Source organism: Salipiger marinus (genome assembly GCF_035481585.1).
Taxonomy (GTDB): Bacteria; Pseudomonadota; Alphaproteobacteria; order Rhodobacterales; family Rhodobacteraceae; genus Salipiger; species Salipiger marinus.
In genome coordinates, this window is sequence record NZ_JAYKSL010000006.1 from 170,595 (window position 1) to 183,203 (window position 12,609).

General features: G+C 65.7%; 8 protein-coding genes. 4 read left to right on the top strand and 4 right to left on the bottom strand.

Annotated features, from left to right (window positions below):
• Positions 1 to 4 precede the first annotated feature (4 nt).
• The 3 genes from VK682_RS10225 (at position 5) to VK682_RS10235 (ending at position 3,032) form a co-directional block, all read left to right on the top strand.
• The gene (locus VK682_RS10225; RefSeq protein ID WP_324781758.1) at positions 5 to 1,063 is read left to right on the top strand and encodes a C4-dicarboxylate TRAP transporter substrate-binding protein; all 1,059 of its coding nucleotides are present in this window, start codon (positions 5 to 7) and stop codon (positions 1,061 to 1,063) included.
• A gap of 80 nt (positions 1,064 to 1,143) precedes the next feature.
• Positions 1,144 to 1,707, top strand: a complete 564-nt coding sequence (locus tag VK682_RS10230) for a TRAP transporter small permease subunit (protein WP_324781759.1) — start codon at positions 1,144 to 1,146, stop codon at positions 1,705 to 1,707.
• Positions 1,704 to 3,032, top strand: a complete 1,329-nt coding sequence (locus VK682_RS10235; RefSeq protein WP_230794296.1) for a TRAP transporter large permease — start codon at positions 1,704 to 1,706, stop codon at positions 3,030 to 3,032. Before VK682_RS10230 ends, VK682_RS10235 begins: the two co-directional genes overlap by 4 nt.
• Before the next feature lie 137 nt (positions 3,033 to 3,169).
• Here the strand turns inward: VK682_RS10235 and VK682_RS10240 are convergent, their stop codons facing one another.
• The 3 genes from VK682_RS10240 to VK682_RS10250 all read right to left on the bottom strand — a co-directional run bounded on the left by VK682_RS10240 (position 3,170) and on the right by VK682_RS10250 (position 10,666).
• Positions 3,170 to 8,389: a RecQ family ATP-dependent DNA helicase gene (locus VK682_RS10240; protein ID WP_230794295.1), complete on the bottom strand. Its 5,220-nt coding sequence runs from the start codon at positions 8,387 to 8,389 to the stop codon at positions 3,170 to 3,172.
• A gap of 225 nt (positions 8,390 to 8,614) precedes the next feature.
• Complete coding sequence (locus tag VK682_RS10245) at positions 8,615 to 9,916, bottom strand: MFS transporter (protein WP_089847147.1); 1,302 nt, start codon at positions 9,914 to 9,916, stop codon at positions 8,615 to 8,617.
• 138 nt (positions 9,917 to 10,054) lie between these two features.
• Positions 10,055 to 10,666 carry an inner membrane-spanning protein YciB gene (locus tag VK682_RS10250; protein ID WP_089847145.1) on the bottom strand — a complete coding sequence of 204 codons (612 nt, stop codon included), beginning with the start codon at positions 10,664 to 10,666 and terminating at the stop codon, positions 10,055 to 10,057.
• A 108-nt stretch (positions 10,667 to 10,774) separates the two neighbouring features.
• On the opposite strand from VK682_RS10250, the gene VK682_RS10255 reads away from it, so the two are divergent.
• Positions 10,775 to 11,269 carry an MgtC/SapB family protein gene (locus tag VK682_RS10255; protein WP_089847143.1) on the top strand — a complete coding sequence of 165 codons (495 nt, stop codon included), beginning with the start codon at positions 10,775 to 10,777 and terminating at the stop codon, positions 11,267 to 11,269.
• On the opposite strand, the gene ftsY is transcribed toward VK682_RS10255, so the two are convergent.
• Entirely contained in the window at positions 11,266 to 12,552 is a 1,287-nt protein-coding gene (ftsY, locus tag VK682_RS10260) for a signal recognition particle-docking protein FtsY (protein WP_230794294.1), read from the bottom strand. The two genes, VK682_RS10255 and ftsY, sit on opposite strands and share 4 nt — an antisense overlap.
• Between the last annotated feature and the right edge of the window lie 57 nt (positions 12,553 to 12,609).

The following is a 12,609-nucleotide window of genomic DNA, read 5'->3' on the forward strand; positions in this document are numbered from 1 at the left end:
CACAATGACTATCATGAAACTCGCGACGACCACCGCGATGGCTGTCCTGATGGGCAGTGCTGCGTCCGCGCAGCAGAGCATCACGGTGAACATCGGCTCGTCACATCCGGAGGCCAATATCTGGGTCTACGCGATGAAGAACACCTTCCAGCCGGAGGTGAACCGCATTCTCGAGGCCAATGGCAACGAGTATCAGGTGAACTGGGTCGAGAACTACGCCGGAACCCTCTACAAGTTCACCGACACGCGCGAGGCGGTCATGGACGGCATCGTCGATGTCGGCATGGTCGGCACGGTCTGGGAAGGCGCCAACATGCCGCTGCAGAACGTGACCTATTTCACGCCCTTCGCCACCGAGGATCACCGCATGATCATCGAGATCTTCGATGACCTGTCCGAATCCCTGCCCGAGCTGAAGGACAGCTGGGCGGAAAACGGCATGGTGCACCTGTCCTCGCTGATCACCGACAGCTACGACATCTATGCGACCTTCCCGGTCAACACGATGGCGGATCTGCAGAACCGCAAGCTGAACGCGCCGGGCACCTCGGCGAACTGGCTGCGCGACACCGGGGCAACGCCGGTCGACGGGGCGCTGACCACCTATTACACCAACATCCAGACCGGCGTGACCGAAGGCACGCTGTCCTTTGCCTCGGGCATCCTGCCGACGCGGGTCTATGAGGTGGCGCCGGAACTGTCGCGGGTCGGCATCGGGTCGATGTATTTCGGCGGGATCGCGGCCAACAAGGATGTCTTCGACGGTCTGCCCGCCCCGGTGCAGGAGGCGTTCCGCGAGGCGGCGCAGGCCACCTCCAAGGCGCATGGCGATTACGTCGCCGATCTGGCCGCCCGCGCGCTGGAGGAGATGCAGGCCGCTGGCCTGACCGTCCACCAGATGCCGGAGGAGGAAAAGGCCAAATGGGTCAACGGCCTGCCGAACATCGTCGAGCCGTGGCTGGAACAGACCGGCGAGGCGGGCAAGACCGTGCTCAAGGCCTATTTCGCCGCCCTTGAAGAGCGGGGCGCAGAACCGCTGCGCAACTGGGCCGAGGGTCTCTGACCCCTGCCCGTCCCCGGCTTGAACCGACACAGCCCGACCCGAGACGGTCGGGCTGACCCACTCCGCAAGGGCAGGACGTCATGAGCGAAGACACCACCGCCGATTCCGACACCCAGTTCGTCCCGGGCTTTGCCGAGGCGCCGCTGGGAGCGGTGCTGGGCAGCGTCGCCGCCGCCATGTCGGCGGTCGGCACCGCTGCCATCGGCGCGCTGATGCTGCTGATCGTGGGGGATGTGATCGGGCGCAACCTGCTTGACCTGCCCATCACCGGCGTCTCGGAAATCGCGGCCCGCACCGTGGTGGCCATCGTGTTCCTGCAGGTGCCCGCCGCCATCCTGCAGCGGCGGCTCACCCGGGCCGATTTCCTGCTGCGCCGCATCGGGCAAAGCTCCACCTCGGCGGTGGCGCTGCTCGAGATCCTGTTCTGCCTGACCGGGGCGGTGGTCTTTGCCCTGATCGTCTGGGCGTCCTGGCCGAAATTCGCCTCCGCCTGGGCCAGCTCCGAATTCTTCGGGGTGCAGGGGGTCTGGACCATCCCCACTTGGCCATTCCGTGCCATCACCGTGCTGGGGGCGGCCATGGCCACCCTCGCCGCCCTCTACCGGGTCAGCCGGGAACTTGCAGCAATGAAGGCCGCGCAATGACAATCCTGACCATCGGTTTTATCCTGATCGCCGTGCTGGTCGTGCTTGTCCTGATGGGCATGCAGATCGCCTACGCGCTGTTTTCCGTGGCCTTTGTCGGAATCTGGATCATCCGCGACAGCATCGGGCTGGCCTTCCGCATGCTGGAACTGACCGCCTATTCCGGCATTGCCGATTACCTCTTCGCCACCATCCCGCTGTTTGTCCTGATGGGGCTGCTCGTCAGCGTGTCGAATGTCGGGCGTGACACCTTCGCCGTGGCAGAGGACCTGCTGCGGCGCATGATCTGCGGTCTGGGGGTCGCCACCGTTGCCGCCAACACCGTGTTTGCCGCCGTGACCGGCGTCTCCATCGCCTCTGCTGCGGTCTTCACCCGCGTCGCCGTGCCCGAGATGACCCGGCACGGCTACCGCCCGGCCTTTTCGGCGGGCACCGTCGCCGGATCCTCCGTGCTGGGCATGCTGATCCCGCCAAGCCTGCTGCTCATCATCTATGGCGTGCTGGCCGAGGTCTCCATCGGGGGCATGTTCATCGCGGGCATCCTGCCCGGCCTGATGCTGGCGGGCGGCTTTGTCCTCATGCTGATCGGCCTGACGATCGTGGCCCCGGGCTTCGTGCTCAGCGATCCCGAAAGCAGCCGCGCCCGGCGGCTTGACCGCACGATCAAGCGCATGCCGCTCAACGAGATGATCCGCAAGCTGATCCCGATCATCCTGCTTGTGATCCTTGTGCTGGGCGGGCTCTATACCGGGTTCTTCACCCCCACCGAGGCGGGCGGCGTGGGCGCCTTTGGCGCGCTGGTGGTGGCCCTGTCGCGCCGCAGCCTGAACCGGCACAAGCTCTGGCAGGTGATGAAACAGACCGGCGTGATCTCCGTCTCCATCCTGCTGCTGCTGATCGCCGCCTCTTTCTATTCGCGGATGCTGGCCATTGCCGGGCTGCCGACCGCCATCGCCGATCTGGTGTCGCACTCCGGCTTCGGGCCGCTTGGCTTCATGTTCCTTTATGCCACCATCATCCTGCTGATGGGCATGATCCTCGACAGCACGTCGATCCTGCTCATCATGGTGCCCATTGCTGCCCCCATCGCGCAGGGGCTGGGGCTTGATCTGATGCATTTCGGCATCGTCACGGTGCTTGCGGTGGAAATCGGGCTGCTGACCCCGCCCTTCGGCATCTCGGTCTTCACCGTGCACAACACGCTGAACGACCCGGACGTGTCGGTGGAACAGATCTTTGCCGCCACGCTGCCCTTCATCGCGGTGATGCTGCTGGTCCTGATCGCGGTGGCGCTGCTGCCCGCGACGGTCACGGTCTTCCTGTAGCCCCCGCCCGGCCCGCGGCGCCGGGATCCTGCAGGCCAGACCTGCCTGACGGGCGCGCAGGATCCGCGCCCGTCAGGAACCAAGGCACCGGGCGATCTGCGCGCCTGCCGCAACCCGGCGCAAAGGCCGCAAGTACCTCAGGGTCGTTCCCGGACTTGGCCGCCAGATCCCACCGTCTCGGCCTGCGATCCGGGCTCCGGTCGTTCGGGCGCTCCGGACCGGGCAGGCACCGCTGCGGCGGGCACAGGCGCGGCGGCGGGCGTGAAGACCAGATCCGGCAGCACCGTCTCCCATGCCTCGCGCCGCAGGAACTGCGCGAATTTCTCCTCTCCGTCCGAAGCCCGCCAGCGGATAACGGCCCCGACCCTGCCGGAGGACAGGACCACTCCCTGCGGATGCTGCCACGCCTTCGACATCCGTCCCATGACATGGCCGTGCCGGTCGATCAGCAGCCAGCTTGGATCGCGGAACTCCAGCGTCAGCGGGTCGCCGACCTTGCAACGCCGGATCGCGTCGTGGCAGTCGTGCCCGTCGCGCTGCCGACCGGGGAAGGACAGGTCGGAGAATTTCAGATCCGGCAGCTGGTAGACATTCGGCGAGGGCAGGCCCGCCGAGACCTCCGGCGTCACCCTCCGGTGCAGCACCGAAGGCGCCCCGGCTTTGAGCAGCGCATGCTCGCCGCTGGTCATCACGACAAGGCTTTTCCGGGCCCGCGTCATGGCGACATAGAACAGCCTGCGCGGGGCGTCGCGGTCTTCGTTCTTTGACGGCCTGTCCCAGCCTCCGTTCAGGATGACGACGTGATCGAATTCCAGCCCCTTCGCCCGGTGCGCCGTCAGCAGAAGCAGCCCGCGCTGTTCGCCACGGGTGTCGCGGGACCATTCGGCCAGCCACTCGACGATGTCGGGCACAGGCATCGTCTTCGTCTTCAGCTCCCGCGCCAGTTCGGCCACGCCTTCGGCCAGAAGCTCGACCCAGCGGTTGGTCTCCTGCTCGTTGAGGATGGCGATGATGTCCTCGATCCCCAGCAGCGCGCCCTGCCGCCTGCGCAGACCCGCGACCAGCGTCTGGGTTTCCCGCAGCCGCCAGATGTTCGGCAGATCCTCGTTGGCCATCTCGACCTTCAGCCCCTGCGCCTCGGCATAGGACCGGACGGCGCCAAGCCGTTTCCAGTCGCGGGAGATGATGGCGGTGCGGGACCATGACCAGTCCGGATCCAGCCGGGACAGGCGCATCAGTTCATCCACCGCCGCGACCGCTTGCGGGACATCGCCGCCCGGACCGTCAAGCAGCTGCACCCGCCCCTGCGCCACGCTGTCCGCCTGCTCCAGCGCGCCGCCCTCTGGATGCCGGAGACGGTCGGCATTGATCCTGACCTCGTGATCGACCTTCATCCGGTCGGGCGCCGCCGAAATCACCCGGTTCGCAGCCGCGATGACATGGCCCGTTGAGCGGTAATTCTCGACCAGAAAGGCGGGGCGCGCCTTGTAATCCTCTTCGAACTTGCGGATGAAATCGATGGAGGCCCCGTTGAAGGCATAGATGTTCTGGTCGTCGTCGCCCACGGCAAACAGGCTGAGCTTCAGATCCGCATCGTCCAGCGACCGGCCCGCCACCGCAGAGATAAGCTGGTATTCCTCGGGGCCGATATCCTGATACTCGTCGACAAGGATCCAGCGATAGCCTTGGATCAGCGTGTCCCGCTGCGCCTCGGCCTCGGATTTTGACAGCCCCTCCCCCTCCAGCTGCCGGACGGCTTCGGTCACGATGCCATCAAAATCCTCGGTATCGGCGCGCTGCCCCACAAAGCTCGCCCCCACCAGTTTCATGGCAAGCGCGTGGCAGGTCGAAACCGTGACGCCAAGCGCATCATCCCCGACCAGCGCCCGCAGCCGCACGCGGATTTCGGCGGCGGCGTGCCTGTTATAGGCCAGCACCAGAATGCCCTGCGGATCCTCGCGCTTCATGCGCAGAAGATAGGCGATGCGATGAACCAGAACCCGCGTCTTGCCCGAGCCCGGCCCCGCAAGGACAAGCACGTTGGTCCGGTCCCGGTCATCGGTGACGATGTCCTGCTGGACCCTGTTGGCAAGCTGGTCGACAATCGCGGCCCAGGAAGTGCTGGTGGTCTGCCGCCTGACCTCGCGGCCCATGCCCGGCATCCAGCGCTTCATGAACTGCTCCTTGGTGAGCAGGAAGTAATCCTCTGACAGGCGCGCCGCATCGGTCATCGTCCGCAGCCCCGTTTCCGCGTAGGTCGCCATGACATGGGTCTGAAGGGTCTGTTCGGTGTAATGATCCTCCAGCGGGGCAAAATGCGCCTGAGTGAACTGCCCGCCCTTGGCATCAAGGAACACGGTCATGGCAGAGCGAAAGACCGTCAGCCCCTTGCCAAGGGTCAGCACCCCCTGTTCGTGCAGCCACATCAGCGCGCGTTCCAGCAGCTTTGTCATGTCCCGCACGCCGCTGGTTTTCAGGAACGCATCCTGCGTGAGCTGCGCCAGCAGGTCGCCGAGCGTGGTCTCGACCTGCAGATCCTTGCCCCGCGCGCCCTTGTCCAGCCGCCCGGTGAGATAGGTCAGCAGCAGTTCCCCCGCCAGCCACCGCAGCTTCGCCGTCTCGTGAACCGTGCGCCATGGACGCACCAGCGTGACCATCAGCGTGTTGCGGCTGGCCTTGCGCAGAGAGATGTTGCCACGCCCGCCATCCTGCCCCCTGCCGTCCTGAGCGATGCCGCGCACCAGCTTGTCGATGGTGTCGGGGCGGACATCGGGATGGTCCCGATCGCGCAGGCGCTGGCAGGTCTCGGCAAGGTTCAGCGGCAGCGCCGTCCGGTCATCCGCATCCGGCGCCAGATCCTGCATCAGGCCGATCAGGTCGGCCTCCAGCGCGGAGGCCTGCGTCAGCCGCTGCGACGAGGCATTGGCGACGCCCACATGAACAAACACCGTCATCGCCATGTCATTGCGCGCGATGCCGAGCCGTTCCAGGCTCGCCATGGCCTTGGGCAGCGCGCCGGGCGACAGGCCCGACACGCCGCAAAGCTCGTCCGTCGAGATGCCCTCGTCCGGCGGGGCCGACATCAGATGCTCCACGATGCCCAGCAGCTGCCTGCGATGCGTCTGCGTCAGATCCGCCGCCGCAAGCACCGCCTTTGCCTCCTCCAGCGTGCGCACCCGCAGCGAGGACGGAAAGATCTGCACGCGGTTTTCCTCGCGCGACACCAGATGCGCCTCTTCAAGCCAGGAAACCGCCGTCTTCACCCGGGTGTCGTCGGTCGCGCTGTCGCGCTCGAACTCCTGATCCTTCTCGGACCGCACGATCTCGCCGGAGGTGGCCACCACCTTGCCGGTTTTCTTTGTCCGCTCGTCGATCCGCCGCAGCGCCTTCAGGATCGCGCCGATCTCGTGGCGGGCCAGCCGCGAACTGGCGGTCAGGCGGAACTGGCGTTCCACGTCATCGGCGGCAAAAAGCAGGACGCAATGCGCATCCTCCCTGTCCCGGCCCGCGCGCCCGGCCTCCTGCAGGTAATTCTCGAGCGATCCGGGAATATCGGCATGCACGACAAGCCGGATGTCGGGCTTGTCGATCCCCATGCCAAAGGCGTTGGTCGCGGCAATCACCCGCAGCTCGCCAACCCTGAACCGCTCCTGCACCACCTGCTTGTCATCCGCCCCCAGCCCGGCATGGAAATGCGCGGCATCAAGCCCTTGGGATTTCAGGAACTCGGCCACACGCTCCGTCTCCTTGCGGGTGGCGCAGTAGACAACCGCCCCCGACCGTCCCTCGGCGGGCAGATGCGCGCTGATGACGGTCAGCACATCCGACAGCTTGCTGTTCTTGGTCGTCGGGCGGACATCAAAGGCAAGGTTCGTCCGCGTGGCGCCTCCGTCAAGCGGCAGCAGGTCGATGCCTGCCCGCTGCTGGAAATGCGCAAGGATGTCGCTCACCACCTCGGGCTTGGCGGTGGCCGTCAGGCAGATCACCGGCGCCGGATCCTGATCGCCGGAGAATTCCTTGATGAAACGGCCCAGATACCGGTAATCCGGCCTGAAATCATGGCCCCATTTCGAGACGCAATGCGCCTCGTCAATCGCCCACAGCCCGACCTCGCGCTGCGCCAGAACGCTGCGGATCGACGTGCTTCGGAGCTGTTCGGGAGAAATGATGAGGATCCCGGCATCGCCAAGCCGGACCTTGTCCAAGGCGGCCTGACGTTCCGGCATGGACATCATGCCGTTGATCGTGACCGAGCAGGAAATGCCCGCCCGCTCCATGCCCTGCACCTGATCCGCCATCAGCGCAACAAGCGGCGAGATGACAACGGTCAGCGCGCCGGTCTTTTGGAACCGCGACAGTGCGGGCACCTGATAGCATAGCGACTTGCCGGTGCCCGTCGGCAGGATGCCCAGCAGGCTGCGGCCCGACATGGCCTCGTCGACGATGCGTTCCTGCAGGGGCCTGCCCTCGGGATCGACCGGCTTGGGGCGGAAGCTTGGAAAGCCGAACCATTTTTCCAGCGCCCTGACCGGATCGTTCTGCTCTGCGCACCAGCCGCAGCCGGGATCCTTGCAGGAGGTGTCGCGCAGGTGCCTCACGATCAGCGAGGCTTCTCGGAACTGCGCCCGCACCCATGGCGGCATCACCGAATCCCCGCCCGCCACGGTGATCCATGACAGTGCATAGGCCATCGGCCAGCCATTCTGCGGGCTGCTCAGCCGGGTCAGCGTCTGTTCCACCCGCTTTTCACAGGCGCGGCCCTGCAGCATGCGCCGGATCGCCGCTCCTGCCTCGTCGAAGCCGGGACAAGGCTGCCCACGCAGATAGCGGAAGACGGCCTCGAACCCGCCCGCATGGTCCATGCGCGTGGTCAGGTAGTGATAGGCCGCAAGCACGTCCGGCGCATCTGCGGCCAGTGTCGCCAAGGCATCAAGCTGGTTTGCCAGCACCCCGAAGACAAGGCGCGCGTCCAGCTCGGGGTCATTCACATGCCCTGCCGCCAGACGACCGTCCTGATAATGCTTGACCAGATGGTGATAGGGATTGCGCGGAAAGGCGAGCGGGTTCAGCCACAGCGTATCAATTGGCGCCTGCAGGATCTTGGCAAGCCGAGGCCGCGCGGCAATCAGGTGCTGAAGATCATGGCAGAGAATGTTGTGGCCAATCGGATAAGCCACATCGCCAATCTGCGTCTCCAGATCATCCAGAAACGGCCCGGTCAGACGCCCGGTGGATTTCAGCGCCGGACGGTCATCATGGCGCACCGCCGCAATGGCAAATACCTTTGCCTCGCCGGGATCCACTTCAAGATCGATCGACAGGCATTTGTCCAAAATCTGTTCGTGACGCTTTTCCATCGGACTATGGATAGCGAAGTCAACAGGGGGAACAATGCCCTTTGCTTTTCAACCGCATCAGAAGATAGCGGCCAGCCTCCGTCCGGAGCGCCCGGCTTTGCTGGAAATATCTGGCTCAATACGCTCGGAAAAGCCAAAAGCCATTGCAGGCTATTGCCGCCTTGACCCAAACGAACAGGCCGCCGGGCGAACCGGCGGCCTGTCCTTGATGTTGCTGCGGCAGGGTCAGACCTTGCCGCGGGCGCTTGCAAAGATGCAGATCAGCGTGATCGCGGCGGCGGCGCAGATGTAATAGCCGACATAGGCCAGCCCGTAGCTCGCCTGCAGCCAAGTGGCGATATAGGGCGCCAGCGAGGCGCCGAAGATGCCCGCGAAGTTGAAGGTGATCGACGAGCCGGTATAGCGCACCCGCGTCGGGAAGGGCGCGGCCAGCGCCGTGCCGATCAGCCCGTAGGTCAGGCCCATCAGCGCCATGCCCAGCGTGACAAAGCCAAGGATGCGCATCTCGTCCGCCACCATCAGCACCGGCACGAGGAAGGAGAACGCCCCGATCAGCACCGTGGTCAGCGTCAGGATCAGCCGCCGTCCGAAACGTTCGGCCAGAATCCCCGCCAGCGGGATGAAGGCGCCGAACACGACCGAGCCCCAGATCTGGATCGCCAGCGCGTCGGTGAAGGGGATCTGCACCACCTTCACGTTATAGCTCAGCAGATAGGCGGTGCAGATGTAGAACAGCACGAAGGTCGCCAGCGCCACGAAGGTGCCCAGCACGATCGACACCTTGTGGTTGCGGAACAACTCGACCACGGGCACGGCCACCCGTTCCTCGTTGTCGATGGCCTTCTGGAAATCCGGCGTCTCGGTGATCGACAGCCGCACCCACAGCCCCACCACGATCAGCAGGATCGAGGCGATGAAGGGAATCCGCCAGCCCCAGCTCAGCAGCGCCTCCTGCGGCATGAACTGCAGCAGGATCCAGAACAGCCCCGAAGACAGGAACAGCCCTGCGGGCGCCCCAAGCTGCGGGAACATGCCATACCAGTTCTTCTTGCCCTCGGGGGCGTTTTCGGTGGCCATCAGCACCGCCCCGCCCCATTCGCCGCCCAGACCGAAGCCCTGCCCGAAGCGGCAGAGCGCCAGCAGCAGCGGGGCCACCACGCCGATCTGGTCGTAGGTGGGCAGAAGGCCGATGATGACGGTGGAAATGCCCATGGTCAGCAGCGCCGCCACCAGCGTGGCCTTGCGCCCGACCCGGTCACCGAAATGGCCAAAGACCACAGCCCCCAGAGGCCGCGCAAAAAACGCGATGGAGAAGGTGGCGAAGGACGCCAGAAGCGCCGTCATCGGATCGGCGCCGGGGAAGAACAGCGCCGGAAACACCAGCACGGCGGCGGTGGCATAGACGTAGAAATCGAAGAATTCGATGGTGGTGCCCACGAGGCTCGCGGTCAGCACCTTGGCGGGGGAGTTCAGCACCGGCGCCGCCTTCTGCGGCGACGCTCCCGTGCTGGCGGTCGAAAGGGACATTTTCTTGCTTCTTCTGTTGCGGTCAGAGCGTGTTTGTTTCCAGAGCACGCGGCCTAACGCAAAGACCCGACAGAAAACAGCCGCGGACCCGACCGTTTATGTCAGGCCCGCCATGCAGAATATGCATCCCTTGCCGGATTATTCGGGCGCGCCCGGCTCCGCCTCCAGCGCGTAGCGCTTGAACAGCCCCGACTGCAGCAGGAAGAACACGAAGACCCCGGCGGGCAGGCCGAAGGTCTTGAAATAGACCCATGTCTCGGTGCTGAGCGTGCGCCAGACGATCTCGTTCAGCAGCGCCAGACCAAAGAAGAACGCCGTCACCCGCTTGGTCAGGATCATCCAGCCGTCGTGCTGCAGGGGCATCATGCCCTCCATGACCGAGCGCAGCCAGCTTTCCCCGCGCAGAAGCCCCGCCAGCAGCGCCGTGCCGAACAGCAGATAGATCAGCGTCGGCTTCATCTTGAAGAAGCGCTCGTCATTGAGCCAGACCGACAGGCCGCCAAACACCACGATCAGCACGGCGGTGACGATCTGCATGCGGCTCAGATGGCCGGTCAGCCGCCACAGCAGCCCGGTGCAGGCCAGCATCACCGGAATGAAACCCGCCGTGACCACGATGAAGCCCTCATAGGCGCGGCCCGCGATCAGGAAACTTTCGTCCTTCAGCAGCAGATAGGCCACGAAGAACCCCAGCACGGGGCCGAACTCCAGCGCCGATTTGAGGAATGGATTGATCTGCCGCTCTGCCATGGGGGTCTCCTTCTGCCGCGGCAGAGATAACCCCCCGCGCGGCCCGGCTCAATGGCGGAACATCCAAGGTGCCGGGTTGTTTATCCTGATCCACGTACAGGGACCATCATGATCGAAGAAATCCTCAACGAATTCCGCCATACCTTTTCGGCCGTCCCCGCCCCGGCGGCGCTGGCGCGGCTCTTGGCCGCCATCGTGCTGGGCGGCGCCATCGGGCTGGAGCGTGAGCGGCAGGAAAAGCCCGCAGGCCTGCGCACCCATATCCTTGTCTCCGTCGCCGCCTGCCTGTTTGTCATTCTGGGGCTGGAACTGGCGGCGCTGGATTTTGGCGGCGCGGGCGAACAGCGCAACGATCCGCTGCGCATGATCGAGGCGGTGACGGCGGGCGTCGCCTTTCTGGCGGCGGGCATCATCATCACTTCGGGGGGACGGGTGCGCAACATCACCACCGGCGCCTCGCTCTGGCTGGCGGGCGCGGTGGGGCTGGGCTGTGGCGCGGGGCAGATGCCGCTGGCCGCGATGACCACGGTGATCGTGGTCATCGTGCTGTGGCTGCTGCGCATCGCCGAAGACCGGTTCGGCTGGGATTCCGACGATTCCTAGTCGCGCGCGGCCCCGGTCAGCGCGGCGGCAAATTCCTCGGGATCGAAGGGCTGCAGATCGTCGATCTGTTCGCCCACACCGATGGCATGGATCGGCAGGCCGAACTTGTCAGCCAGCGCCACCAGCACCCCGCCGCGTGCCGTGCCGTCAAGCTTGGTCATCACCAGCCCCGACACATCTGCCACCTGCCGGAAAATCTCCACCTGCCGCAGCGCGTTCTGGCCGGTGGTCGCATCCAGCACCAGCAGGGTGTTGTGCGGCGCGTCGGGATCCTTCTTGCGGATGACGCGCACGATCTTGGCCAGCTCCTCCATCAGGTCGGCGCGGTTCTGCAGCCGACCGGCGGTGTCGATCATCAGCAGATCGGCGCCTTCGGCCTGCGCGCGGGTCATCGCGTCAAAGGCAAGGCTGGCGGGGTCGGATCCTTCGGGCGCGGTCATCACCGGCACCCCGGCACGGTCGCCCCAGATCTGCAGCTGCTCCACCGCCGCCGCGCGGAAGGTGTCGCCCGCAGCGATCACCACCGATTTTCCAGCACCCCGGAACTGGCTGGCAAGCTTGCCGATCGTGGTGGTCTTGCCGGAGCCATTGACACCCACCACCAGCACCACTTGCGGTTTGTTGGCATAAAGCGGCAGCGGACGCGCCACCGGTTCCATGATGCGGGCGATCTCGGCGGCCAGCGCCGATTTGATCTCGTCCACCGACACGCGCTTGCCATGGCGGCCCTCGGCGATGTTGGCGGTGACCCGCAGCGCCGTATCCACGCCCATATCGGCGGCGATCAGCAGCTCTTCAAGGCTTTCCAGCATCGCGTCATCAAGCACGCGGCGCACCACCGGCTGCGCGCTGTCGCGGCCAAAAAGCCGCCCCATCAGCCCGCCCCGGCGCGGCTCTGACAGCTCCTCCGTGGGCGGTTCGGGGATTTCCAGCGGCACCGGGCGCGGCGCGGGATCGCGCGGCGCGGGCATGCCCGCAGGGGGCGGCGCGGGCATGGGATCGCGCGGCGCCGGGGCCTGCGGGCTTTCCACCGGATCAGCGGGGGGCATCGGATGCTCCACCGGCGGCGCCGGGGGCAGCTCTGTCGGCGCCTGCGGCACCTCGCGCACGGGCGCCGGCACCTCGTCGGGGCGCGGCGGCAGTTCGGTGGGCGTGGGCGGGGCGGCGGGGGTGCGCTCGGGCGCCTCCTCACTGCCGCCTTCGGTGACGATGGCATCCAGACCTTCCTCCAGTCTGGAGGAGGATTTGAAAAGCTTGCTCTTGAGCTTGCCGAAGAAGGACATGGGATACCTTTCGCTGCCGCTCCCTTCACCTAATACGCAAGGGCGGCGCTGAAAAGT

Coding starts and splice junctions, on each gene's coding strand:
- VK682_RS10230 (WP_324781759.1), top strand. CDS start 1,144: ATGAGCGAAGACACCACCGCCGATTCCGACACCCAGTTCGTCCCGGGC.
- VK682_RS10235 (WP_230794296.1), top strand. CDS start 1,704: ATGACAATCCTGACCATCGGTTTTATCCTGATCGCCGTGCTGGTCGTG.
- VK682_RS10240 (WP_230794295.1), bottom strand. CDS start 8,389: ATGGAAAAGCGTCACGAACAGATTTTGGACAAATGCCTGTCGATCGAT.
- VK682_RS10250 (WP_089847145.1), bottom strand. CDS start 10,666: ATGGCAGAGCGGCAGATCAATCCATTCCTCAAATCGGCGCTGGAGTTC.
- VK682_RS10225 (WP_324781758.1), top strand. CDS start 5: ATGACTATCATGAAACTCGCGACGACCACCGCGATGGCTGTCCTGATG.
- ftsY (WP_230794294.1), bottom strand. CDS start 12,552: ATGTCCTTCTTCGGCAAGCTCAAGAGCAAGCTTTTCAAATCCTCCTCC.
- VK682_RS10255 (WP_089847143.1), top strand. CDS start 10,775: ATGATCGAAGAAATCCTCAACGAATTCCGCCATACCTTTTCGGCCGTC.
- VK682_RS10245 (WP_089847147.1), bottom strand. CDS start 9,916: ATGTCCCTTTCGACCGCCAGCACGGGAGCGTCGCCGCAGAAGGCGGCG.